This is a genomic window from Jannaschia sp. GRR-S6-38, assembly GCF_029853695.1.
Classification (GTDB): Bacteria; Pseudomonadota; Alphaproteobacteria; order Rhodobacterales; family Rhodobacteraceae; genus Jannaschia; species Jannaschia ovalis.
Window position 1 is genome coordinate 1,744,939 of record NZ_CP122537.1, and the last position, 24,506, is coordinate 1,769,444.

22 protein-coding genes, 1 tRNA gene and 1 pseudogene are annotated in these 24,506 nt (G+C 69.4%); 15 read left to right on the top strand and 9 right to left on the bottom strand.

Features of this window, described 5'->3' with window-relative positions:
• Positions 1 to 5: 5 nt before the first annotated feature.
• From P8627_RS08930 to P8627_RS08940, 3 genes are all read left to right on the top strand, one after another.
• A complete protein-coding gene (locus P8627_RS08930) occupies positions 6 to 1,040 on the top strand; it encodes a LacI family DNA-binding transcriptional regulator (protein ID WP_279963757.1) in 1,035 nt (344 codons plus the stop codon).
• A gap of 83 nt (positions 1,041 to 1,123) precedes the next feature.
• Positions 1,124 to 1,786, top strand: coding sequence for an FkbM family methyltransferase (locus P8627_RS08935; RefSeq protein ID WP_279963758.1), 663 nt, complete (start codon positions 1,124 to 1,126; stop codon positions 1,784 to 1,786).
• A complete protein-coding gene (locus P8627_RS08940) occupies positions 1,770 to 3,320 on the top strand; it encodes a glycosyltransferase family 2 protein (protein WP_279963759.1) in 1,551 nt (516 codons plus the stop codon). The genes P8627_RS08935 and P8627_RS08940 overlap by 17 nt, the downstream gene beginning before the upstream one ends.
• A 64-nt stretch (positions 3,321 to 3,384) precedes the next feature.
• Here P8627_RS08940 and P8627_RS08945 read toward each other — a convergent pair whose 3' ends face one another.
• The gene (locus tag P8627_RS08945) at positions 3,385 to 4,785 is read right to left on the bottom strand and encodes an L-serine ammonia-lyase (RefSeq protein WP_279963760.1); all 1,401 of its coding nucleotides are present in this window, start codon (positions 4,783 to 4,785) and stop codon (positions 3,385 to 3,387) included.
• Between the two features lie 4 nt (positions 4,786 to 4,789).
• Positions 4,790 to 5,677, bottom strand: a complete 888-nt coding sequence (locus P8627_RS08950) for a lysophospholipid acyltransferase family protein (RefSeq protein ID WP_279963761.1) — start codon at positions 5,675 to 5,677, stop codon at positions 4,790 to 4,792.
• 151 nt (positions 5,678 to 5,828) lie between these two features.
• Between P8627_RS08950 and P8627_RS08955 the strand changes: the two genes are divergently transcribed.
• Positions 5,829 to 6,434, top strand: a complete 606-nt coding sequence (locus P8627_RS08955; RefSeq protein WP_347882267.1) for a lytic transglycosylase domain-containing protein — start codon at positions 5,829 to 5,831, stop codon at positions 6,432 to 6,434.
• Positions 6,435 to 6,526: 92 nt separating this feature from the next.
• Positions 6,527 to 8,428: an alpha-amylase family glycosyl hydrolase gene (locus P8627_RS08960; RefSeq protein ID WP_279963762.1), complete on the top strand. Its 1,902-nt coding sequence runs from the start codon at positions 6,527 to 6,529 to the stop codon at positions 8,426 to 8,428.
• 21 nt (positions 8,429 to 8,449) lie between these two features.
• On the opposite strand, the gene P8627_RS08965 is transcribed toward P8627_RS08960, so the two are convergent.
• Positions 8,450 to 8,526 (bottom strand) — tRNA-Lys (locus tag P8627_RS08965).
• Between the two features lie 86 nt (positions 8,527 to 8,612).
• Between P8627_RS08965 and dapF the strand changes: the two genes are divergently transcribed.
• The 3 genes and pseudogenes from dapF to P8627_RS08980 all read left to right on the top strand — a co-directional run bounded on the left by dapF (position 8,613) and on the right by P8627_RS08980 (position 11,307).
• A complete protein-coding gene (dapF, locus tag P8627_RS08970) occupies positions 8,613 to 9,419 on the top strand; it encodes a diaminopimelate epimerase (RefSeq protein ID WP_279963763.1) in 807 nt (268 codons plus the stop codon).
• A pseudogene (mtaB, locus tag P8627_RS08975) lies at positions 9,412 to 10,684 on the top strand (tRNA (N(6)-L-threonylcarbamoyladenosine(37)-C(2))-methylthiotransferase MtaB). The gene dapF and the pseudogene mtaB overlap by 8 nt, the downstream one beginning before the upstream one ends.
• A 116-nt stretch (positions 10,685 to 10,800) precedes the next feature.
• The gene (locus P8627_RS08980) at positions 10,801 to 11,307 is read left to right on the top strand and encodes a fasciclin domain-containing protein (RefSeq protein ID WP_279963764.1); all 507 of its coding nucleotides are present in this window, start codon (positions 10,801 to 10,803) and stop codon (positions 11,305 to 11,307) included.
• Positions 11,308 to 11,344: 37 nt separating this feature from the next.
• Here the strand turns inward: P8627_RS08980 and P8627_RS08985 are convergent, their stop codons facing one another.
• On the bottom strand, positions 11,345 to 12,376 hold the full coding sequence (locus P8627_RS08985) for a sodium:calcium antiporter (protein ID WP_279963765.1): 1,032 nt from the start codon (positions 12,374 to 12,376) through the stop codon (positions 11,345 to 11,347).
• Between the two features lie 163 nt (positions 12,377 to 12,539).
• Here P8627_RS08985 and P8627_RS08990 point away from each other — a divergent pair, with 163 nt between their 5' ends.
• From P8627_RS08990 to P8627_RS09015, 6 genes are all read left to right on the top strand, one after another.
• Positions 12,540 to 13,136, top strand: coding sequence for a glutathione S-transferase family protein (locus P8627_RS08990; RefSeq protein WP_279963766.1), 597 nt, complete (start codon positions 12,540 to 12,542; stop codon positions 13,134 to 13,136).
• Positions 13,133 to 13,546 carry a GNAT family N-acetyltransferase gene (locus P8627_RS08995; protein ID WP_279963767.1) on the top strand — a complete coding sequence of 138 codons (414 nt, stop codon included), beginning with the start codon at positions 13,133 to 13,135 and terminating at the stop codon, positions 13,544 to 13,546. Before P8627_RS08990 ends, P8627_RS08995 begins: the two co-directional genes overlap by 4 nt.
• A 148-nt stretch (positions 13,547 to 13,694) precedes the next feature.
• Entirely contained in the window at positions 13,695 to 14,258 is a 564-nt protein-coding gene (gene petA / locus P8627_RS09000; protein ID WP_279963768.1) for a ubiquinol-cytochrome c reductase iron-sulfur subunit, read from the top strand.
• Positions 14,259 to 14,270: 12 nt separating this feature from the next.
• Entirely contained in the window at positions 14,271 to 15,641 is a 1,371-nt protein-coding gene (locus P8627_RS09005; protein ID WP_279963769.1) for a cytochrome b, read from the top strand.
• Between the two features lie 12 nt (positions 15,642 to 15,653).
• Positions 15,654 to 16,457 carry a cytochrome c1 gene (locus tag P8627_RS09010; protein WP_279963770.1) on the top strand — a complete coding sequence of 268 codons (804 nt, stop codon included), beginning with the start codon at positions 15,654 to 15,656 and terminating at the stop codon, positions 16,455 to 16,457.
• Between the two features lie 106 nt (positions 16,458 to 16,563).
• Positions 16,564 to 16,983, top strand: coding sequence for a hypothetical protein (locus tag P8627_RS09015; RefSeq protein WP_279963771.1), 420 nt, complete (start codon positions 16,564 to 16,566; stop codon positions 16,981 to 16,983).
• A 58-nt stretch (positions 16,984 to 17,041) separates the two neighbouring features.
• On the opposite strand, the gene infB is transcribed toward P8627_RS09015, so the two are convergent.
• The 4 genes from infB to rimP are packed head-to-tail and all read right to left on the bottom strand — an operon-like array spanning position 17,042 to position 22,519.
• A complete protein-coding gene (infB, locus tag P8627_RS09020; protein WP_279963772.1) occupies positions 17,042 to 19,516 on the bottom strand; it encodes a translation initiation factor IF-2 in 2,475 nt (824 codons plus the stop codon).
• Positions 19,513 to 20,145, bottom strand: coding sequence for an RNA-binding protein (locus P8627_RS09025; RefSeq protein WP_279967436.1), 633 nt, complete (start codon positions 20,143 to 20,145; stop codon positions 19,513 to 19,515). The genes infB and P8627_RS09025 overlap by 4 nt, the downstream gene beginning before the upstream one ends.
• 18 nt (positions 20,146 to 20,163) lie before the next feature.
• Entirely contained in the window at positions 20,164 to 21,933 is a 1,770-nt protein-coding gene (nusA, locus tag P8627_RS09030; RefSeq protein ID WP_279963773.1) for a transcription termination factor NusA, read from the bottom strand.
• 1 nt (position 21,934) lies between these two features.
• Complete coding sequence (gene rimP, locus P8627_RS09035; protein ID WP_279963774.1) at positions 21,935 to 22,519, bottom strand: ribosome maturation factor RimP; 585 nt, start codon at positions 22,517 to 22,519, stop codon at positions 21,935 to 21,937.
• A 216-nt stretch (positions 22,520 to 22,735) separates the two neighbouring features.
• Here rimP and P8627_RS09040 point away from each other — a divergent pair, with 216 nt between their 5' ends.
• Positions 22,736 to 24,241, top strand: coding sequence for an FAD-dependent oxidoreductase (locus tag P8627_RS09040; protein ID WP_279963775.1), 1,506 nt, complete (start codon positions 22,736 to 22,738; stop codon positions 24,239 to 24,241).
• 6 nt (positions 24,242 to 24,247) lie between these two features.
• Here P8627_RS09040 and P8627_RS09045 read toward each other — a convergent pair whose 3' ends face one another.
• The gene (locus tag P8627_RS09045; protein ID WP_279963776.1) at positions 24,248 to 24,499 is read right to left on the bottom strand and encodes an I78 family peptidase inhibitor; all 252 of its coding nucleotides are present in this window, start codon (positions 24,497 to 24,499) and stop codon (positions 24,248 to 24,250) included.
• Between the last annotated feature and the right edge of the window lie 7 nt (positions 24,500 to 24,506).

The window sequence follows — 24,506 nt, forward strand, 5'->3', positions numbered from 1 at the left end:
CCTTTGTGACCCGCCGCAGCGACCGCCACCAGCACCTCACGCTGCGCGATGTCTCCGAGGCGTCGGGCGTCAGCGAAATGACCGTCAGCCGCGTGCTGCGCAACCGGGGCGACGTGTCGGACGCGACGCGGGCGAAGGTAATCGCGGCGGCCAAGCGGCTGGGCTACGTGCCCAACAAGATCGCGGGCGCCTTGGCCTCGAACCGCGTGAACCTCGTTGCCGTAATCGTGCCAAGCCTGTCGAACCTCGTCTTTCCCGAGATGCTGGCCGGGGTCGAGGAAGGGCTGGAAGGCACCGGGCTGCAACCCGTCGTCGGCACCACCGGCTACGACCCCGAAAAGGAGGAGCGCGTCCTCTTCGAGATGCTGTCCTGGCGGCCCTCGGGTGTCGTGATCGCGGGGCTCGAGCATTCCGAGGCGAGCCGCGCGATGCTGGGCAATTGCGGCGTGCCGGTGGTCGAGGTGATGGATGTCGACGGCGAGCCGATCGACGCGGCCGTGGGCATCAGCCACTGGCGCGCCGGCTACCAGGTCGGGGCGGAGATCGCCGCGCGCGGCTACCGGCGCGTCGGGATCCTGGGCACACGGGCCCATGGCGACCACCGCGCCCGCAAGCGCATCGAGGGGCTGGAACGCGCGCTGAGCGAGGCGGGGATCGGCGTGGCCGATCAGATGGCCTATGAGGGGATGTCGGGCTTCGCTAAGGGCCGCGAGATGACCGCCGACATGCTTGCGCGGACGCCGGATATCGATTTCCTGTTCTATACCAATGACCTGACCGGCGCGGGCGGCCTGCTCTACGCGCTGGAGAAGGGGCTCGACGTGGGCGGCGCGCTGGGTCTGGCGGGGTTCAACGCCTTTACCCTTCTCGACGGGCTGCCCCGGAAGCTGGCGACCGTCGACAGCCGCCGCCGCGAGGCCGGGCGCATCGCCGCCGAGATCGTCTGCGGACGCCGGGTGCTGGAAGGCGAGGACCGGCGGCTGGAGCTGGTTCCCACACTGTTGCCCGGAGACACGATGCGCGCGGTTTCGACGGCCTGAACGTCGACGCAAACGGCTTGTTCATTTACCGTGTCGCAAGATCCGGCACCGAAGACCGGATGAGCAGGACAGGAGTTGGGATCATGGCGATGCCCGACAAGATGCAGGCGCGGTACTTCCGCCGCTACGGTTTCGAGGCGCACACCATCATCGATGTGGGCGTCCTGAACGGCACGCCCTTCCTCTACGACTGCTTCCCGGATCGCCACTTCGTCATGATCGACCCGCTGGAGGAGAGCCGCGCGGCCGTGGCCGAGAATTGGGGCCATCTGGACCATGAATTCCACGTCTGCGCCTTGGGCGCGCAGCCCGGCCTAATGGAATTGCAGGTCGAGGCCGGGCGCCTCGCGCGCAGCTCGTTCCGGGCGCGCCGCGACGGCGGGACCCCGGCGGAGCGGCGCCGCGTCCAGGTGCGGCGCCTCGACGACCTCGTGGCCAGCCATGCCGGGCCGCTGGGCCTGAAGATCGACACCGAAGGCGCCGAGCTCGAGGTGCTGCGCGGCGCGACGGCCACGCTGCGGCGATGCGAGTTCGTGATCACCGAGACGTCCATCAAGAAGCGCTTCGTCGACGGCTACCGCTTCTCGGAGGTGATCGCCTTCATGGCCGAGCAGGGGTTCGAGGTGTACAGCTTCCTCAGCGGCCTGACGCGGGCGCCGCGCATGGCGGATGTGCTGTTCATTCCCGCCGACAGCCCGCGCTTCGACATGGGCCGTAACAGGAATGCGGATGCGCAAGCTGCGTGAGAACGGGGTACGCGCGATCGAGAGGCTGCCGCGCGCGGGGCGCGGGGCGGAAATCGGCACGCATGGCGGACGGCATACCGAGCATCTGGTCCGGATCGCGGTCCCGCGCGCGCTGACGCTGATCGACCCCTGGGCCGAGGACGCGGCGCGCGACGTCCGCGCGCTGGCCTACACCGCCCCGCAGGCCGATCGCGACGTGCAACTGGCGCAGGTGCGCGCGGCGCATCCCGACGCCACGATCCTGCGGATGCCCTCGGGCGCGGCGCTCGCCGGGATGGAGGATGCGGCGTTCGACTGGATCTGGCTCGACGGGCAGAAGCATTACGACGTGATCTTGGCCGATCTCGAGGCGGCGGTCCGTGTCGTCCGTCCCGGCGGCATGATCGCGGGCGGCGGCTGGCACTGGGGCGGGGAGCTGGGCCGCCCGGTGCGCGAGGCGGTGGGCGATATCGTCGCCCGGCTGCCCGGCGCCGTGTTGGAGCAGAAGGGCCAGTACTGGACCCTCCGCCTGCCGGACACGGTCCGGCTGCTGGGCCGACCGGCCGATGCGCGGTTCCTCGTCGTCTCGACGATGAAGAACGAGGCGCCCTACGTCATCGAATGGGTCGCGCATCACCGCGCGCTCGGCTTCACGGATTTCCTCGTCTACACGAACGATTGCGAGGACACGACGGACCCGATCCTCGACCGGCTGGAGGAGATGGGGATCCTGCGCCACGTGGTGAACCGGGTGCTGGCCCGCGGGCCGCACAAATCGGCGCTGAAATGGGCCAGGGAACACGTCCTCTACCACAAGGCGACCTGGATCCTGATCGCGGATGTGGACGAGTTCATCAACATCCGCACCGCCGACCGCACAATCCAGGGCCTGCTGGCCGAGCTCGGCCCCGAGACCGATGTCGTCTCGTTTCCCTGGAAGATCTTCGGCAATGGCGGGATCGAGGCCTTCCGCGACTTGCCCATCACCCGACAGTTCACGGCCTGCGAGCCGCCGCCGCGCCACGAGGGGCGCGCCAAGCGCGACGTCAAGACGATGTTCCGCAAGCCCGAGGCGATGTATCACATCGGGCTGCATCGCCCGCGCGTCGCGCCCGAATGGCAGGACCGGATCGTCTGGAAATCGCCCTCGGGGGAAGACATCAGCGCGCGGATGAACCCGGCGAAGACCTGGTCGATCCCGTGGAAGGGCTGCGACCGGACGGCCTATATGCACCATTACCCGCTGCGCTCGATGGAGGCCTATATCCTCAAGAAGAACCGCGGGCGGGCGAACCATATCAACGAGGATCTGGGCCTCGATTACTGGGACAAGTGGAACCTCAACGAGGGGCGCGACGACACGCTCGTCGCCGGGCTGCCGGGCTTCGAGGCGGAGCTGGCCGCGCTGATGTCCGACCGCAAGCTCAACCGCCTCCACGCGCAGGGCATCGCCTGGCATCGCGAGCAGTTCGAGACCCTGATGGCCGAGCCGCGCTACCGCGATTTGTGGGAGACGCTGAAATCCCGCCAGGGCAAGCTCGCCGCCGAAGGGTAGGTCCGCCGACCACGGGTCCGGAAACACGCCTGGGGTCCAGGGGGCCGCGCCCCCGGCGCCGGTCTCAGCATTCCGGGAGGTTGACCGCGAGGCCGCCCTGGCTCGTCTCCTTGTACTTCTCCGACATGTCGCGCCCGGTCTGGCGCATCGCCTCGATGCAATTGTCGAGCGGCATGAAATGCGCGCCGTCGCCGCGAAGGCTCAGCGAGGCGGCGGAGACGGCCTTGATGGCACCCAGCCCGTTGCGCTCGATGCAGGGCACCTGCACCAGCCCGCCGGCGGGGTCGCAGGTCATGCCGAGGTGATGCTCCAGCGCGATCTCGGCGGCGTTCTCGATCTGCGCATTCGTGCCGCCCAGCGCGGCGCAGAGGCCCGCCGCCGCCATGGCCGAGGCGCTGCCGACCTCGCCCTGGCAGCCGACCTCGGCCCCCGAGATCGAGGCATTGTGCTTGATCAGCCCGCCGATCGCGGCGGCGGTCAGCAGGAAGGTCCGGATGCCTTCGGAACTCGCCCCGATGCAATGGTCGCGGTAGTAGCGGATCGTCGCGGGCACCACGCCCGCCGCGCCGTTGGTGGGCGAGGTCACGACCGCGCCGCCGGCCGCATTCTCCTCGTTGACGGCCATGGCGTAGACCGACAGCCAGTCGCCCCAGACATGCGGCTGCGCGAGGTTGCGGCCGCCCTCCTCCACCAGCTTGCGATGGATCGCCCGGGCGCGGCGCTTCACGTTGAGCCCGCCGGGCAGGATGCCGTCCTGGGCCAGCCCGCGCTCGATGCAGGCATCCATCTTCGCCCAGATGGCGTCCACGCGGGCGGCGAGCCGGGCCTCGGGCGTCAGCACCGCCTCGTTGCGCCATTTCATCTGCGCCACGCTGAGGCCCGCGGTCTCGCCCATCGCCAGCATCTCGGCGGCGGAGCCGAAGGGGAAGGGAAAGCCCGCCTGCGCCTTCTCGGCATGCAGGTCGGAGGCGGGGGCGAGCTCGGCCGAGGTGGCGACGAAGCCGCCACCGACGGAGTAGTAGGTCTCCTCCATCCGCAGGTTGCCGCCCGCGTCGAAGGCCCGCAGGACCATGCCATTCGCGTGGCCGGGCAGGGGCGGGCCGAAGTCGAAGATCACGTCCGCCTCCGGGTCGAGCCGCATCTCGGGCAGGGCTTCGGGCGTCACGCGACCCGTCTCCCGCAGCGTCGCGAGCGCCGTCTCGGCGCGGTCCATGTCGACCTCCGCCGGGTCGAAGCCCAACAGGCCCAGAAGGACTGCGCGATCCGTCGCATGGCCCTTGCCGGTCCAGGCCAGCGAGCCGTGCAGCGTCGCCTGTAGATGCGCGGGCGGGCCCGAGCCCGGCTCCGGATCCGCTCCTCCGCGCAGCGCCTCAAGGAAGCGGCCGGCGGCGACCATCGGCCCCATCGTGTGCGACGAGGACGGCCCGATGCCCGGCTTGAAGATGTCGAAGATGCTCAGGAACATGCGCCTACTCCGCGGCCGCGTCGCGGCCGGCCTCGTTGAAGGCGTAGTATTTCCAGCGCTGGTGCAGCCAGTGCCATTGCGACGGGTGACGTTCCACCCACGACCCAAGGCGGTCGTTGAAGGCCTGCATCATCGCCGCCGGGTCCGAGGGCGGGATCGGCGCCTCCAGGATGACGCGGGGTCGGCCGTCCTCCCACGGGGCGAAGGCGGGGATCAGCGGCAGGTCGTAGCGCAGCGCCAGCTCGGCGGCGACGGGCGAGGTCAGGGCCGGTTGGCCGAGGAAGCGCAGCCAGACCCCGTCGCCCACATATTGGTCAGGCAGCAGCGCGATGAAGCCGCCGGCGCGCACGTGGCGCAGCATCTGCCGCATTCCCGCGCTGCCCTTCGGAATGATCGGTGCGCCGCCGCGTTCGATCCCGGCGCGGAAGATCGGCTCGTAGAACGGGTTGTTGTTGGGGCGGTAGATCGCGCCGGTCTCCAGCCCCTCGCGCTTGAGGACGTGGCGGATCGCTTCCCACTGGCCGAAATGACCCGAAACGATCACCGCGCCGCGCCCGGCGCGGCGGGCCTCGCGCAGCGCGTCGAGGCCGGGCCCCTCGGGCACCAGATCCGCCGCCTCGCGGGCGAGATCGTCGTTGAACCAGATGCCGGTCAGCGTGCGCCCGACATTGCGCGCGGCCCCGCGCAGGATCGCGCCGCGCCGCGCCGGGGGGAGGTCGGGCCAGACGCGATCGAGATTGGCGCCGAGCCGGGCGCGCAGCGGCGTCAGGCGCACCGCCCACTCGGTCACGAAGCCCAGCACGCGGCGGCGCGCGGCCATGGGCAGCGCGGCGACGAGCACGAGGAGCGTGCGCAGAAGCGCCGCCTGCAACCAGTAGGATAGCCGTTTCACCCGTCCGAGGTGGCCCATGCGCCGCCGCCTGACAAGGGCCGAGGCCCGGCGCGCCATGGGCGGGAGGTTGCCGATGCGTCATGCGGGGGCTCCCCCGGCGGCGCATCCCGCGCTACCGGGCAGGGGTCGCAACAATGACGGATCCCTTCCGATGCTCCGCTTGCTCGTCCCCCTTCTTCTGGCGCTGTCGGCCTGTGTCGCCACCGCGCCCCCCGAGGTCTCCACCCGCGCCGAGGCGACCCAGCCGCTCTATCCCGGCGAGACGCCCGAGATCCGCCAGCTCGTCAACAAATGGGCCGATTACTACGACCTGCCCCGCAGCCTCCTGCACCGCGTCATCCAGCGCGAGAGCGACTACCGGCCTAGCGCGCGGAACGGCCCTTATTGGGGGATGATGCAGATCCTGCCCGCCACCGCCCGCAACATGAACTTCCGCGCGGAAAATCGCGCGCTCCTGGATGCCGACACGCATCTGAAATACGCGACCCGCTACCTTCGCGGGGCCTGGATGGTCTCGGACGGGGACGAGTACGAGGCGATGATGTGGTACGCGCGCGGCTACTATTACGAAGCCAAGCGCCGGGGCCTGTTGTGGGAAACGGGGCTGCGCGGCGACATGTGGCGCGACTACGATGCGGGCCGTGCGCCGATGGTGCCGATCGATGACGCGGGCAACCCGCTGCCGATGGTGGCCGAGGTGACCTGCCAGCCTGCCCCGGGCTTCGCCGGCCTCCTGGGGCAGGAGCGCTGCGCCTAGGACGCGTCGGAGGCTCCCGGCACCCATCTGCTTGAGACCCGCGGGCCGGAGGCGCTAGGTCATGGGCTCATCCGAGCCGAAGGATCGCCCCCGTGACCGTCAAGCGCCCCGCCCGCAACATCACCGACGAAGACGTCTTCGCGCTGCGCTGGCGTCGGGGGCGGCGCGACCTGATCGGCCCGGTCTCGCGCCTCTACGGGCCGGGTGCGACGGCCGAGGCCCTGCTCGAGCGGATCCGGACGCTGCTGGCCGGGCATTGGGCGGACCGGCCCGCGGATCTCAAGCGCCTCGACATGGCGCGCGACGTCGATCCCGACTGGTTCCTGAGCCAGGAGATGGCGGCCTATGTCTTCTATATCGACCGCCTCGCGGGCGACCTGAAATCGCTGCCCGACCGCATCCCCTATCTGCAGGAGCTGGGGATCACTTATGCCCATATGATGCCCTGCCTGATGCCCCGCCCGGGCCAGTCCGATGGCGGCTACGCAGTGATGGATTACCGCCGGATCGACCCGAAGCTGGGCACGATGGCGCAGTTCCGCGCGGTGACGGCCAAGCTGCGCCGGGCCGGCATCAGCCCCTGCATCGACATGGTACTCAATCACACCGCGAAGGAGCATGACTGGGCGCGGAAGGCGCGCGCGGGCGATCCGCATTACCAGGCCTTCTACCGCATGTTCGACGACGACAGCCTGCCGCGCGACTACGAGAAGACCCTGCTCGAGATCTTCCCCGCGCAGGCACCGGGCAACTTCACGTGGTATGACGACATTCCCGGTCCGAATGGCGGCAAGTGGGTCTGGACCACCTTCAATGAATACCAGTGGGACCTGAACTGGGAGAACCCAGAGGTGTTTCTCGCCATCCTCGACATGATCCTGCACCTCGCCAACCAAGGGGTGGAGGTGTTCCGGCTGGATGCGGTGGCCTTCATGTGGAAACGGATGGGTACGATCTGCCAGAACCTGCCCGAGGTGCACGACATCCTGCAGGCGCTGACCCAGGCCACGCGGATCGCCGCGCCCGCCGGGATCCACAAGGCCGAGGCCATCGTCGGGCCCGCCGATCTGGTGCCCTATCTGGGCACCGACACGCATCAGGGCCGCGAAAGCCAGCTGGCCTATCACAACAACCTCATGGTGCAGTTCTGGGCATCGCTGGCGGCCCGCGACACGCGGCTCATGACTTATGTGCTGCGCGCGCATTTCCCCGAGAGCTTCCGCCGCGCCTGCTTCGCCACATATATCCGCTGCCACGACGATATCGGCTGGGCCGTCACCGAAGAGGACGCGGCCCATGTGCCCGGCATCTCGGGCCCGGGCCATCGCACCTTCCTCGCCGATTTCTACGCCGGGCGCTTCCCGGGCAGTTTCGCGCGCGGCGCCGATTTCCAGGTCAACGAAGCGACCGGCGACCGGCGCACGAATGGCAGCTTCGCCGCGCTCGCCGGCCTGGAGTCGGCGCTGGAGGCGGGCGACGCGGCGGCGGTGGACGCGGCGGTGGCCCGCATCCTGATGGGCCACGCGCTGATCGCGGGCTTCGGGGGCATCCCGCTGATCTACATGGGCGACGAGCTGGGGCTGCTGAACGATCACGCCTACCGGGACGATCCCGAAAAGGCCGAGGACGGGCGCTGGATGCAGCGGCCGCCGATGGATTGGGACAAAGCGGCGGAGCGGCACGACGCGACCACGCCGCATGGCCGCATCTGGCGGGGCCTGCGGCACGTCCTGGCGGTGCGTCGGGCGACCGAGCAGCTGGCGTCGAACGTGCCGACGCGAATCCTCGACGCGGGCAACCGGGGCCTTTTCGCCTGGGCGCGGCTGGGCGACGACCGGACGGTGACCGGCCTGTGCAACTTCACCGAGCATCCGCAGGCGGCGGATCTCGAGATCCCGGCGGACGCCGTCGACCTGCTGACCGGCGCCGCGCCCGCGCGGCAGGGCGCGCGGGTCGAGGTGCCGCCCTACGGGTGCCTCTGGCTGCGCGCCTGATCGGAATGTCTGTGGGATTGATGGTGAGCCGGCTCGGATTCGAACCGAGGACCTACTGATTAAAAGTCAGTTGCTCTAACCAACTGAGCTACCGGCCCACGCCGGGCGCAACTATCGCCAGCCCCCGACCTCGTCAAGCCGGGGGTCTTTCAAAAACGCGGGCGGGGGCGTATCTGCCGCCGCGATGGCGCGAGATGGAACAGACGGCCTGCCGTTCATGAAGATGCACGGGCTGGGCAACGACTTCGTCGTGATCGACGGGCGCGGGGGCGCGCGCGTTGATGCCGATCTCGCGCGCGCCATGGGCGACCGCCATCGCGGCGTGGGATTCGACCAGCTGGCGCTGATCGAGGCGGGCAGCGACGTCGACCTGCGCCTGACCTTCTGGAACGCCGACGGCTCGACCGCGGGGGCCTGCGGCAACGCCACCCGCTGCATCGCCGCCTGGGAAATGGCGCGGCGCGGCGCGGACAGCCTGACGCTACGGACCGAGCGGGGCGTGCTGCAGGCGACGGGCGGCGACGCGGTCAGCGTCAACATGGGTGCGCCGCTTCTGGACTGGCGCGACGTGCCGCTGGCCGAGGAGGTCGACACGCTGCACCTGCCGATCCCGGGCGACCCGGTCGCGACCGGCATGGGCAACCCGCATTGCACCTTCTTCGTGGAGGATGCCGAGGCGGTGGACCTGCCGGCTTTCGGAGCCGCGCATGAGCATCACCCCCTCTTTCCCGAACGCACCAATGTGCAGGTCGCGCATCTCCTTGGACCCGATCACCTGCGGATGCGCGTCTGGGAGCGCGGGGCCGGGGTCACGCTGGCCTCGGGCTCGTCCTCCTGCGCGGTGGCCGTCGCGGCGGCGCGGCGCGGGCTGACGGGGCGACGCGTGCGCATCGATCTCGACGGCGGCGGGCTTGAGATCGACTGGCGCGACGACGGGGTCTGGATGACCGGCCCGACCGCGTATGTGTTCGACGGGGTCTGGCATGGCTGACGACGCCCCCCGCCTCGGCCCCGTCCTGTCGAACCACGGCTGCCGCCTGAACGCCTACGAGGCCGAGGCGATGCGCGACCTGGCCACGCAGGCGGGCCTCACGGACACGATCATCGTGAACACCTGCGCCGTCACCGCCGAGGCCGTCCGCAAGGCGCGGCAGGACATCCGCAAGCGGCGGCGCGCGAACCCCGGCGCGCGCCTCGTCGTGACCGGCTGCGCCGCGCAGACCGACCCGGCGGGCTTCGCGGCGATGCCCGAGGTCGATCATGTGATCGGCAATACCGAGAAGATGCAGTCCGGCACTTGGGCGGGCCTCGCCACCGGCGGGACGGAGCCGGTGCAGGTCGACGACATCATGTCGGTCGCCGAGACGGCGGGCCACCTGATCGACGGGTTCGGCACCCGGAGCCGCGCCTATGTGCAGGTCCAGAACGGCTGCGATCACCGCTGCACCTTCTGCATCATTCCCTACGGCCGCGGAAATTCGCGCTCCGTGCCCGCGGGCGTCGTGGTCGAGCAGATCGCCCGGCTGGTCGATCGCGGCTATGCCGAGATCGTGCTGACCGGGGTGGACCTGACCTCCTGGGGGGCGGATCTGCCGGGCAAGCCGCGGCTGGGCGATCTGGTGATGCGGATCCTGAAGCTGACGCGGGTCGAGCGGCTCCGGATCAGCTCGATCGATTCTGATCGAGGTCGACGACGCGCTGATGCGCGCCATCGCCGAGGAGGAGCGGCTGATGCCGCATCTACACCTGTCGCTGCAGCATGGCGCGGACCTGATCCTGAAGCGCATGAAGCGCCGGCATCTGCGCGGCGATGCCATCCGCTTCTGCGAGGCGGCGCGGCGCCTGCGGCCCGACATGACCTTCGGCGCCGATATCATCGCCGGCTTTCCGACCGAGACCGAGGCGCATTTCGCCGACAGCCTGCGGCTGGTGGCGGAGTGCGATCTGACCTGGCTGCACGTCTTTCCCTATTCTGCGCGGCAGGGCACGCCCGCCGCAAAGATGCCCGCCATCGACGGCCGCACGATCCGCGAGCGTGCCGCCCGGCTGCGCGCCGCGGGCGATGCCGCTGTCGCCCGGCATCTCGCCGCGCAGGTCGGGCGCCGCCACGCCGTGCTGATGGAAAGCCCGCGCATGGGCCGCACCGCGCAATTCGCCGAGATGCGCTTCGCGACGGATCAGCCCGTCGGGCAAACGCTTGTCGCGCGGGCCGTTTCGGTCGATGGCGCACAACTTCTGGGCGAGACGATCGGCTGAAACTCACGGTTTCGTGAACGCCTCGCCGCGCCCGTGGCGTGGACCTGACCTTGCGTCAGTCCAGATGCACCCAAGTCACGGCGCCGCCAAGGCGCGCATCCGACAGGGAGAGTATCATGACCGATCAATTGAACCGCCGCCGCCTTCTGACCATGGGGGCCGGCCTTGTCGGCGTCACCGCGCTGGGAGGCTGCGTCGCCGCCAGTGACGGCCCGGCCGACATCGTCGACACCGCCGTCGCGGCGGGCAATTTCCAGACACTCGCCGCCGCGCTGGGCGCCGCCGGGCTGGTCGAGACGCTGAAGGGGCCGGGCCCGTTCACCGTCTTCGCGCCGACCGACGAGGCCTTCGCCGCTCTGCCCGAGGGCACGGTCGAGACCCTGCTCCTGCCCGAGAACCGCGACCAGCTGACCGCGATCCTGACCTATCACGTCGCGCCGAACTTCTACCCGGCCTCCTCGCTCGTGGGCGTGCGCGGGCGGCTTCCGACGGTGAACGGCGCGACGCTGCATGTCGACGGCACCGGCGGCGGCGTGACCGTCGAGGGCGCGAACGTGACCACGCCCGACGTCACGGCGTCGAACGGCGTGATCCACGTGATCGACACCGTCCTTCTGCCCTGACCCCACGCGCGCGCCGGGCCGGTCCCGGCGCGCGACCTCACGACCCGAAGGGCTGCACGCCGACCGCCCCGGCATAGAGCGCGATCAACAGGATTGTCTCGGCGCCGATCCCGCCCGGCCCCTGCTTCTGCCGCCGGATCAGCCCCGCCATTAGAACCGCCGTCATCACCAGCCCCGTGGCCAGCCAGAACAGGTCCGCCGGCTGCATCGCCGCGAAGATCGAGCCCTCGCGGTAGAAGCCGTCCGACACGACGAGGAACATCGTGTCGAAGGTATTGCCGCCGATGATGCCGCCCACCGCCAGTTGCAGCGCGCCGCGCCGCACGGCGGCGACCGTCGTCACCAGCTCGGGCAGCGAGGTGACCACCGCCGTCGCCAGTGCGCCCACCAGCGAGGATGACAGCCCGAACCGTCCGACCGCCACCGAGGCCGTCGCCGAGATCACCCAGCCCGACAGCGCCAGCATGACGGCCAGCCCGGCGAAGGCCAGCGCCGGTCCGCGCGCGTCGCGATGGGCTTCGGCCGCGTCCTCGGGCTCGTCATGGCGGGTTTCGGGCGTGTCGACCGGCGCCCACATCGGCGTCTCGCGGACCGCCCGCGACAGCCGCGCGCCGTAGAGATAGGCCGCCGCCATCAGGATGCTGACGGGATGGACGCCCCAGATGTCCCAGGCCGGCATCGCGAAGGCCAGGACCGGCAGGGTCAGCAGGATCATCAGCAGCGCCGCCTGGAAGAGATTTGCGGGCTCTGCCGCCGCATGCTCGAGATTGGCCTTGCGGAAGCTCAGATCCGCGACGGCGAGGAACAGCGTCTGCGCCGCGATCCCGCCCAGCCCGTTCGAGACGGCGAGGCTGGCATCGCCGTTCCAGGCCGCCGTGGCCGAGACGGTGAGCCCCGAGAGCGAGGTCGCGGCCCCGAGCAGGATCCCGCCCGCCAGCGCCTCGCCCATGCCGGTGCGGTCGGCAATGATGTCGGCCAGCCGCGTCATCCGGGTCGAGACGACGAGCACGACCAGCCCCGCCGCGGCGAAGGCCCCGATCAGAAGGGGGGTGGCGAGGGCTGCGAACATTCGGCGTCCCGGCAGGTTGCGATGCGGATGGCCGGACGCCCGACCCCCGGGGACACAAGCCGCGCGCCGGGCGGTTGTTCCACGGCGAAATCGGCACCGGGGGCTGGCATCGCCCGCGCCGGCCTGCTTCTGTCGCAGCCGACCCACCCGCCGGAGACCCGTGATGCAGCTTCTGAGCTCCCCCGCCTCGCCCTTTGCCCGCACCTGCCGGGTGCTGCTTCTGGAAACCGGGCAGGCGGATGTCGAGATCCGCGACGTCTCGGCCAGCCCGATGGGCGGCGAGCCGGCGCTGAACGCCGCGAACCCGTCAGGCAAGATCCCGGCGCTGCTGCGCGAGGACGGGCCCGCGATCTACGACAGCCGCGTCATCGCCCGCTTCCTCGACGACCGGGCCGGCGCCAATCTCTATCCGCAGGGCCGGCTGTGGGAGGTGCTGAGCCTCGAGGCCAATGCCCACGCGATCATGGAAGCCGCGATCGCCATCACCTACGAGAAGCGGCTGCGGCCCGAGGCGCTCTGGTGGCCGGACTGGTTCGACGCGCAATGGACCAAGATCACCCGCAGCCTCGACGCGATCGAGGCGCGGTCGATGCCGCTCCTCGAGGGGCCGCTGACGATGGGCCAGATCGCGGTGGGCTGCGCGCTGGGCTATCTCGACCTGCGCCATTCCGACCGCAACTGGCGCGCCGGGCGAGAGACGCTCGCGAAATGGGAGGCGCGTTTCGCGGCGCGCGAGTCGATGGTGGCCACCAAGCCGTGAGAATCGAGCGCGTTTCGGAGCTCGACGCAGCGCTGGCCGTCCGCGCCGCGGTCTTCGTCGACGAACAGGGCGTCAGCCTCGCCGACGAGGTCGATGGCCGCGATCTCGACTGCCTGCATTGGCTGGGACGCATCGACGCGGTGCCGGTGGCCACCCTACGGGTGCTGCCGAAGGGCCACGACGCGAAGATCCAGCGGGTCGCGGTCCTGAAACCCTTTCGAATGAAGGGGTTGGGGCGGAATCTGATGGAGCGCGCCATGTCCGATCTGACCGAAATGGGCTTCCGATGCGCGATTCTGGGCGCCCAGACGACCGCGCTGGGCTTCTACGAGCGGCTGGGATTCGAACCGTATGGGCCTATCTACCGGGATGCAGGGCTGTCCCATCGGGACATGACCCGCGACCTCTGACCGCGGGACAAAGCGAAACTGCGCGGGATTGTCCGCTGGAACTTGTGCCGCCGCTTGGGCTATGACGCGCCAGACGTGGTCCGAGGGCCGCTGAACGCGTTCAACGATTCCGGTCCGACGGGACCGACATGAGACGGGAGACGACTTCGTGTCACACGCAGACGATCAAGCGGGAACCCGCCGCGATTTCCTCTACTACGCGACCGCCGGTGCCGGCGCCGTCGTGACCGGCGCCGCCGTCTGGCCGCTCATCAACCAGATGAACCCGTCGGCCGACGTCCAGGCGCTGGCCTCGATCATGGTCGATGTCTCCGCGGTCGAGCCGGGCACGCAGATCACGGCGCTCTGGCTGGGCAAGCCGGTCTTCATCCGCCGCCGCACCGAGGCCGAGATCGAGGAGGCGCGCGCCGTCGACATCGACAGTCTGCCCGACCCGCTGGCCGGCAACGCCAATATCGACGACGGCGCATCCGCCGCGGACGAGAATCGTACCCTGGACGAGGCTGGCGAATGGCTGGTCCAGATGGGCGTCTGCACCCATCTCGGCTGCGTGCCGCTGGGCGACGGCGCCGGAGATTTCGGCGGCTGGTTTTGCCCCTGCCACGGCTCCCACTACGACTCGGCGGGTCGCATCCGCCGCGGCCCCGCACCGCGCAACCTGCCGGTGCCCGTGGCCACCTTTGTCGACGACACAACAATTCAACTGGGCTGAGGAGGAACACCCATGTCCGGCATTCCCCACGACGAGTACGTCCCGACGACCCAGGGCGAGAAATGGGTCGAGAAGCGGCTGCCGATCATCGGCCTGCTCTACAACACGCTCATGATCCCCACCCCCAAGAACCTCAATTGGATGTGGATCTGGGGCATCGTCCTGACCTTCACGCTGCTGCTTCAGATCATCACCGGCATCGTTCTGGTCATGCATTACACGCCGCATGTCGATCACGCCTTCGCGTCGGTCGAGCACATCATGCGCAACGTGAACGGCGGTTGGGCCCTGCGCTACATCCATGCCAACGGCGCGTCGCTGTTCTTCATCGCGGTCTACGCGCATATCTTCCGGAACCTCTATTACGGCTCCTACAAGACCCCGCGCGAGATCACGTGGATCCTCGGCATCATCATCTACCTGCTGATGATGGGCACCGCCTTCATGGGCTACGTGCTGCCCTGGGGTCAGATGTCCTTCTGGGGCGCGACCGTGATTACCGGCCTCTTCGGCGCCATCCCCTTCGTGGGCGAGCCGCTGCAGGCCTGGCTGCTGGGCGGACCGGCCGTGGACAACGCCACGCTGACCCGCTTCTTCAGCCTGCACTACCTGATGCCCTTCCTGATCCTGGGCCTCTCGGTCGTGAAGATCTGGTCCTTCCACTCGACCGGCAACAACAACCCCACCGGGGTCGAAGTGCGCCGCACCTCGAAGGCCGAAGCCAAGGCGGACACGCTGCCCTTCTGGCCGTATTTCGTGATCAAGGACCTCTTCGCTCTCGCGGTGATCATGCTGGTCTTCTTCGCGATCGTCGGCTTCATGCCGAACTACCTGGGTCACCCCGATAACTACATCGAGGCGAACCCGCTGGCGACGCCCGCGCATATCGTGCCCGAATGGTACTTCCTGCCGTTCTACGCGATCCTGCGCGCCTTCACGGCCGATGTCTGGATCGTCATCGCGGCGGACTGGATCACCGGCGGCATCATCGACGCCAAGTTCTTCGGCGTGCTGGCGATGTTCGGCGCGATCGCGGTCATGGCCTTCGCGCCCTGGCTCGACACCTCGTCGGTCCGGTCGGGCCGCTACCGCCCGATGTTCAAGTGGTGGTTCTGGCTGCTGGTCATCGACTTCTTCGTGCTGATGTGGCTCGGGTCGATGCCGGCCGAGGAGCCCTGGGCCACGCTGTCGCTGATCGCGTCGGTCTACTGGTTCGCCTACTTCCTGGTGATCCTGCCGCTGCTCGGCGTCATCGAGAAGCCGCTGCCGCGTCCGGCCACCATCGAGGAGGAGTTCGCGCAGCATTACGGTTCGGGAACGGATGGCGGGCTCGGCACCGGGCAGCGTCTGCCCGGCGAGAAAGCCGCGACCCCGGCCGAATAAGGAGAAAGACAGATGAACGTCTTCACCAAGGCCATCGCGGCACTTGCAGTCTCGACCTCGGCGGCGCTGGCCGCCGGGGGCGAGGGGAAGATCACGGATTACGAGTTTCCCTTCGAGGGGCCCTTCGGAACCTATGATCAGAACCAGCTGCAGCGCGGCCTGAAGGTCTACACCGAGATCTGCTCGGCCTGTCACGGGCTGAAATATGTCCCGTTCCGCACGCTCGCGGACGAGGGCGGGCCCGGCTTCTCGGAGGATCAGGTCCGCGCCTATGCGGAGCTTTACGAGGTGTTCGACCCGCTTCTGGCCGACGGTCAGGGCGATTACCGCCCCGCGACTCCGCCGGACCTGTTCCCCGAGAACAACGCCGTCGGCGCGCCGGACCTGTCGCTGATGGCGAAGGCCCGCTCGGGCTTCCACGGCCCTTACAATCTGGGCATCAACCAGATCATCAAGGGTATGGGCGGCGCCGAGTACATCGCTTCGCTCCTGACCGGCTATACCGGCGAGGAGCAGGAGATCGCAGGCACCGTCCTCTACGAAAACGAAGCCTATCCGGGCGGCTGGATCTCGATGGCGCCGGTTCTCTACGGCGACGACGTGATCTTCGACGATGGCTCGCCCACGGATATGGAAAGCACCGCGAAGGACGTTGCGGCCTTCCTGATGTGGACGGCGGAGCCGAAGCTCGCCGCGCGCAAGCAGATGGGGCTCGTGGCGATCGTGATGCTCGCCGTGCTGTCGGTGCTGCTCTACCTCACCAACAAGCGCATCTGGGCGCCGGTGAAGGGCCGCAAGGACGAAAACGTGGGCTGATCGTCAGACCGCGATCGGCATGAAATGGGCCGGCCCTTCGGGGTCGGCCTTTTTCGTTGGTCAGAGGCCCCGGCGCGGGCGCATGATCGGGGCGGGAGGACTGGCGATGGACGAGGACGGTCGGGACCGGGTCATGGGGCTTCTGGCCGGCGCACTGGTCGTTGCAGGGCTGCTCGGCTGTGCCCTGGGGCTCGCGGCGGCGGCGATGGCGCTACTGGACCCATCCGCCTCCGCACCGCTGACCGCGATCCTGCCGGGCATCGCCCTGGTCTTCCTCGGGCTTCTGTCGCTCGGCCTCGCCGCGCTGATCCGCATCGCGCAGCGCGGCGTCGGCATCCTGTCGCAGATCGCGCGCGCGGGTCGGGCGAGCGGCCCCCAGCTTGCGGCGCAGGCCACGCGGACTGACCCGGTCGAGCGACCGGCGGAGGCCGGCGCGCCCGCAACCCGGCCCCGCCTCGCCGCCGCGCGGGGCGAGACGGCGAAGGCTCCACCGCACCCGATCTTCTCCGCCAAGCCGCCCCGCTGAGCGGCGACGGAAAAGGGCGCCCCGCGGGGCGCCCTTCGCTGTTCGGTAAGAGACGGGATCAGGTGAGCGAGCGCTCGACCTCCTCGCGCTCGAAGATCTCGATGACGTCGCCCTTGCGGATGTCGTCGTAATTCTCGAAGGCCATGCCGCATTCCTGGCCGGACTGGACTTCCTTCACCTCGTCCTTGAAGCGCTTCAGCGTCTTCAGCGTGCCCTCGTGGATCACGACGTTGTCGCGCAGCAGGCGCACGCCGGCCGACCGTCGGGCGATGCCCTCGGTGACCAGGCAGCCCGCGACGTTGCCGACGCCGGTGACGCGGAAGGTCTCGCGAATCTCGGCATAGCCGATGAAGTTCTCGCGGATCTCGGCCGAGAGAAGGCCCGAGGCCGCCTGCTTCACGTCGTCCACGAGGTCGTAGATCACCGAGTAGTAGCGGATCTCCACGCCTTTCTGGTTCGCCGCGGCCCGCGCGGGGGCGTTGGCGCGGACGTTGAAGCCAATGACCGGCGCGCCCGAGGCTTCGGCGAGGCCGATATCGCTCTCGGTGATGGCGCCGACGCCCGAGTGCAGCACGCGGACGCGCACCTCGTCGTTGCCGATCTTCTCCATCGCCTGAATGATCGCCTCGGCGGAGCCCTGCACGTCGGCCTTCACCAGGATCGGCAGTTCGGCGACGTTCTGGTCTTCCTTGGCCTTGGCCAGAAGCTGGTCCAGCGTCGTGGCGGAGCCGGCCGCGGCGCGGCGGTCCTTGGCGGCCTGTTCGCGGTATTCCGCGATCTCGCGGGCCTGCGCCTCGGTCTCGACGACGTTCAGGACGTCGCCCGCCTCGGGCGTGCCGTTGAGGCCGAGTACCTCGACCGGAACCGAAGGCCCGGCCTCGTCCACCCGCTCGCCCTGGTCGTTGACCAGCGCACGGACCTTGCCCCACTGCTCGCCCACGACGAAGATGTCGCCTCGCTTGAGCGTGCCGTTCTGCACAAGGACGGTCGCGACCGGGCCGCGGCCCACGTCGAGCTGCGCCTCGATCACCGCGCCTTGCGCGGCGCGCTTCGGGTTGGCCTTGAGCTCCAGGATCTCGGCCTGCAGCGCGATCGCTTCGAGGAGCTGGTCGAGCCCCTTGCCGGTCGCCGCCGAAACCTCGACATCCTGCACCTCGCCCGACATCCCCTCCACGACGACCTCGTGTTGCAGAAGTTCGGTCCGGACGCGGTTCGCGTCGGCGGCGGGCAGGTCGATCTTGTTGATCGCCACGATCATCGGGACGCCGGCGGCCTTGGCGTGATTGATGGCCTCGATCGTCTGCGGCATGACCGCGTCATCGGCGGCCACGACAAGCACCACGATATCCGTCACCTGCGCGCCCCGGGCGCGCATCGAGGTGAAGGCGGCGTGGCCCGGCGTGTCGAGGAAGGTCAGCAGCGTGCCGTTGGTCTCGACCTGGTAGGCGCCGATATGCTGGGTGATGCCCCCGGCCTCGCCCGCGACGACCTTGGTCTTGCGGATCGCGTCCAGAAGCGAGGTCTTGCCGTGGTCGACATGGCCCATGATCGTGATGACCGGGGCGCGATCGACCAGATCCTCCTGCTTGTCCTCGGCGGTCTCGATGACCTGTTCGACATCGGCCTCGGAGACGCGCTGCACCTTGTGGCCGAACTCCTCGATGATGAGCTCGGCGGTGTCGGCGTCGATCACCTGGTTCTGCGTGACCATCATGCCGTTCTGCATCAGCGCCTTGACCACGGAGGCCACGCGCTCGGTCATGCGGTTCGCCAGTTCCGAGACGACGATCGTCTCGGGCAGCTGGACGGTGCGGACGACCTTTTCCTGCGGCTGGCTGGAGCCGCCGCCGCGGCGCTGACGCTCCTGCTTGCGGCGCATCGAGGCGAGGCTGCGCTGACGGCCGCCTTCGCCACCGGCCAGCGCCTGGTTGACGGTCAGCTTGCCGCCACGGCGCTCGCCGCCCTTGGGCTTGCCGCCCTCGTCGTCGCGCTTGCGCTTGGCATCGTGGTTGACGCCCGGGCGCGCATCGGCGCCGTGCGTGCGCTGGCGCTGCGGGGCGGCGTCGGCTACGGGCTCGGCCGGGGCGGCCGGCTCGGCCGGCTTGGCCTTGCCTTCGCGGGCCTCGCGCTGGCGGCGCTCGTCCTCTTCGGCCTTCTGCTTGAGCAGCTCCTCGCGCTCGCGCTCCTCGCGTTCCTTCGCCTCGGCCTCGGCGCGGCGGCGTTCCCGCTCGACTTCACGCTGCTCTTCCTCGCGGCGGCGGCGCTCGGCATCCTCGGCCTCGCGGGCCTTGGCGGCCTGCAGGGCCTTGAGCCGGCGGTCCATCTCCGCATCGGTCGTGGTGCCCGAGGACTTGCCGCCCTGGGCGTTCACGGCCGCGGCGGATTGCGCGCCGGGCTTCGGCACGTTCACGCGCTTGCGCTTGGTTTCCACCACGACATTGTTCGTGCGGCCGCGGGCGAAGCTCTGCTTCACCGTCCCGCTGCGGGCGCCGCCCGAAAGGCCGAGGGGTTTCTTGCCGTCTTGATCGCTCATGCGTTCCCGATATCCTTCTCGCCGACGACGGTTTCGTCGGCACTGTGTCTGATGCCTTTAAGCCTTGCGGCTTCCTCTACAATACGCCGCGCCAAGGTTCCAGCGGCCACGCTGGCGTGGATCGTGCGGTCGCGCCCGAAGGCCAGTCCCAGCTCGTCGGCGGTCAGGAAGCCGATCCACTTTCCGCCTTCCGGCGTAGACAGCTTGCCCTTGCCGCGCTGCGACCCGTCCGACGCCTGCAGCAGCACCCGCGCCTCGCCGCGGTCCAGCATGGTGCGGACCTTCTCGTAGCCCGAGACCGCTTGCCCGGCTTTCCGGGCCATCGCGATCGCGTCCTGGAGCCGGCGCAGCAACCCGGCCTCGACGGTGGCGACCAGATCCTCCGGCACGCTCACCTGCTTCTTGGCCCCTTTGGAGAACATGCGCTTCGCGACGGCCTTTTCCAAGGCCCCCCGTTCGGCAGTCACGTAGATACCCCGCCCCGGCAGCTTGCCGGCGAGGTCGGGGAAGACCGTGTCGTCGGGTCCGACGACGAAGCGGACCAGGCCCGCCTTGGGCCCGGTCTCGCCGGTCACGATGCAGCGGCGTTCAGGCTCGCCGAGTTGTTTGTCTCTGCCGCCGCGCGTCAGGGGAACGATCCGGGGCGATCACGCCCCGGCCTCCTCTGGTGCGGCTTGCTCGTCCTCCTCGGAGGTGCCGACGACCTCCTCCGGAGTGACCCAGCCCAACATCACGCGGGCGGTCATGATCATGTCCTGCGCCTCCTCCAGCGAGACGTCGAAGGGTTCCAACAGGCCATCATCCTTCTGGCGCTCGCCGCCGACGACGGTCCAGCCGCCGGCCAGCTCCCAATCGGCGCAGCGCGCGAACTCCTCCAGCGAGGTGACGCCGTCCTTCGACAGCGCCTCCAGCATCTGCGGGGTGAGGCCCTCGAAATTGGCCAGGTCGTCCTGCAGTCCGTTCTCGCGGGCAACGGCCAGGGCCTTGGCGTTCTGCGCCTCGAGATAGTCGCGGGCACGGGCCTGCAGCTCGTTGGCGGTGTCCTCGTCGACGCCGTCGATCACCAAAAGCTCGTCGAGCTCGACATAGGCGACCTCCTCGAGATTGGTGAACCCTTCGGAGACCAGGAGCTGGGCGAAGAACTCGTCGAGATCCAGCGTGTCCATGAAGAGCTTGGTTCGCTCCTCGAACTCGGCCTGGCGGCGCTTCGATTCCTCTTCCTCGGTCAGGATGTCGATATCGAGCCCGGTCAGCTGCGACGCGAGGCGCACGTTCTGGCCGCGGCGGCCGATGGCCAGCGACAGCTGCTCCTCGGGCACGACGACCTCGATGCGCTCGGCATCCTCGTCGATGACGACCTTGGTCACCTCGGCGGGCTGCAGCGCGTTCACGAGGAACGTCGCCGCGTCGTCGGTCCAGGGGATGATGTCGATCTTCTCGCCCTGCAGCTCGTTGACGACGGCCTGCACGCGGCTGCCGCGCATGCCGACGCAGGCGCCCACGGGGTCGATCGAGCTGTCGTAGGAGATCACGGCGATCTTGGCGCGCGATCCCGGATCGCGGGCGCAGGCCTTGATCTCGATGACGCCGTCATAGATCTCCGGCACCTCCATCTTGAACAGCTCTTCCATGAACTCGGGCGCGGTGCGCGACAGGAAGATCTGGGGCCCGCGCGGCTCGCGGCGGACATCCTTGATGTAGACGCGGATGCGGTCGCCGGGGCGGTAGCTCTCGCGGCCGATCTTGTCGTTGCGGCGCAGCACGGCTTCGCCGGCGCCGATATCGACGATGATGTTGCCGTATTCCTCGCGCTTGACGAGACCGTTGATGATCTGGCCGGCGCGGTCCTTGAACTCTTCGAACTGGCGGTCGCGCTCGGCTTCCCGGACCTTCTGCAGGATCACCTGCTTGGCCGATTGCGCGGCGATGCGGCCCATGTCGACGGGCGGCACGACATCCACCAGGATGTCACCCTCCTGCGGCGGCGTATCCTGGTCGACGCCCTCGGTCTTCATGCGGTCCACCTCGGTGGGCTTGCGCAGGTTGAAGGCGCGCACCTCGCGCTCGCCGGTCTTCTCACCTTCCTCGTCGAAGAGCGTGACCTTGCGACGGGTGACGAAGATGTCCGGCTTCGCCTGCGTCACGGCCTGCGTGGCGGCGTCGCCGGGGATCTGCGCCTTCTCGTTCTCGATCGCGTCCTCGTCGGTGACGGTGCGCTGGCGCGTGAAGGTCGCCTGGCCCGTCTTGCGGTCGATGGACACGCGAATGTCCATCTCGGAGCCGTAGCGCGACTTGGCCGCGCGGGCGAGGCTCTCCTCCATGGCCTCGATCACGAGGCCCGGGTCGATCATCTTCTCGCGGGCGACCGCGTCGGCGATCTGGAGAAGCTCCAGCTGGTTTGCGGATGTGATGGCCATGTCAGTCTTCCTCACCGTCCATGAGTGTCGTCACTTCGTCGAATTGGGCCGGGTCGATCTGGCCCTTGTCCTTGCGGCTGTTCAGCACGTCGCGGATCAGCTCGTCCGTCAGGATCAGCTTGGCGTCGGACAGCCATTCGAATTGCAGCCCGATGGTCAGCGTCTCGCCGCCGCGCTCGATCTCGATCAGAACCTCGGAGCCCTCGGTCCCGGCCAGCGCGCCCTTGAAGCGCCGCTGACCGTCGATCAACTCCTCGGTCTCGACGCGGGCCTCGTAGCCTTCCCAGACGTCGAAATCCTTCAGCCGCGTCAGCGGCCGGTCGATCCCGGGCGAGGAGACCTCGAGCGTGTATTCGCCCTCGATCGGGTCCTCGACATCCAGCACCGCCGACAGCGCCTGGCTGATCTCGGCCAGCGCGTCGACCTCGATCCCGCCCTCGGGCAGATCGGCCATCACCTGCAGCGTGGCCGTCTTGCCGGACATCAGCCGCAGGCGCACCAGCTCGTAGCCCATGTCCTCGATGACGGGGGCCACGATTTCGGCCAGGCGCTTGTCGAGCGCGGTCTTGGCGATCAGGTCGGACATCGCGAGGTCGGTTTTTCCTGTTTCTGGTCGGGGCGGACGGGCACAAAAAAACGGGCCCGCGGCCCGTCGATCTTTCCCGGTGGAGACCCTGAGGCCGCCGCTGTTGAGGCGCATATAGGGGAGGGGTGCGGCCGATGCAAGCCCGCCGCCGCGCGCGTCCCCTTTCCCGCCGATCCGCCGGGGCTATCCTTTGACGAACCCCGCAGGAGAAGCCCGATGCCGCAGATCACACTCGCCCTGTCCGATATCCCCGAAGGTGTCCCGCACAAGCCTGAGGACGCCGATGTCATCCTGATCCGCGCCGGCGATTCGGTGACCGCGCTGGGCCATCTCTGCCCGCATTACGGCCTGCCGCTGGCCAAGGGCGTGATCCGCGACGGCGCGCTGATCTGTCCCTTCCACCACGCCTGCTTCGACGCGCGGACCGGCCGCCAGGCGCAGCCGCCGGGCCATGGCGATCTCAGCCGCTTCGCGGTGACGGTGGCCGATGGCCGGGTGACCGTCGAGCTGCCCGCCGACGCCGTGCCCCACGCGCCGCCCGCGCATGGCGGGCAGGGGCTCGATACCCGCCGCGTGGTCCTCGCCGGCGCGGGCGCCGCGGCGGAGGAATGTGCGCTCAGGCTGCGCGAGTCCGGCTTCGAGGGCGTGATCGAGATGATCGCGCCGGGGACCCTGCCGCCCTATGACCGCACGATGCTGTCCAAGGCCGCGCTGGCCGGGAAGAAGGGCGCCGCCGACCTCGTTCTGACCGATGCCGAGGGGCTGGCCGCGCGCGACATCGCCCGCATCGACGGTCGCATCGCGAAGGTCGAGCCGGGCCGCGTCACGCTGGCCGATGGCGGCACCCACGCCTTCGACCGGCTGCTGGTCGCGCCCGGGGGCGAGCCGATCCGGCCCGACCTGCCCGGCATCGACCTGGCGGGCATCCACACGCTCCGCTCCGTCGAGGAGGCCGAGGCGTTGTCGGAAGCGGCCGGCGCGGCGAAGCGCGTCGCGCTGATCGGCGGCGGCTTCATCGGGATGGAGGGGGCGCTGACCCTGGCCAAGCGGGGCTGCGACGTGACCGTCGTCATGCGCGAGGACGTGCCGCTGGAGCGCGTGCTGGGCACGCGCGTCGGCCGCGCGATCATGGCCGAGCACGAGGATGCGGGCGTCCGCTTCGTCGCGGGGGCCGAGGTCGAGGGCTTCGATGGAGACGGGGCGGTTTCGGCGATCCGACTAAAGGGCGGCGCGCCCGTCGAAGCCGATCTGGTGGTGTTGGCGATGGGCGTGAAGCCCGCGACCGGCGCGATCGAAGGCCTTCCGCTGGAGAAGGACGGCGGCGTCCGCGTGGCCGAGGATCTGTCCGTGCCGGGCCTCGACGGGGTCTTCGTGGCGGGCGATTGCGCCCATGCGCCCACGCCCTTCGGCGCCGCCCGGATCGAGCATTGGCGCGTCGCCCGCCAGCACGGCGCCCGCGTCGCGCGCGGCATCGCGGGGGGCACCGCCGGGCTGGCCGACATCCCGTTCTTCTGGACGGCGCTCGCCCGGCAATACCGCTATCTCGGCCATGCCGAGGATTGGGACGAGATCCTGTTCGACGGCGCGCCCGAGGACGGGCCCTTCCTGGCCCGCTACGTGAAGGACGGCCAGGTCATGGCGGCGCTGACCGCGGGTCGGGATGCCGACCTCGCCGCGCTGCATCTGCGCATGGCGGCGGCGAGCGGCCCGGTCCCGGCCTGACCGCGATCAACCGCAGCGCAGGCCGAAGATCCGGCCCTGCCGGTCGACCAGCACGTTCAGCCGGTCGGGCATGAAATCCATCGTCACCGCCGTGTCGGGCCCGACGATCCGGTGGTTCAGCTCGGCGGGCAGGCTGACCGCCGCGATATTGGTGCCGACCAGCGCCCCGTATTCCCGGGCGCGGCAGGGATCGTCGATGGCCTCGTCCTCGAACTGGCAGGCCGCCAGAAGGACCAGAAGGGGGATCGCGTGTCGCATCGGTGCC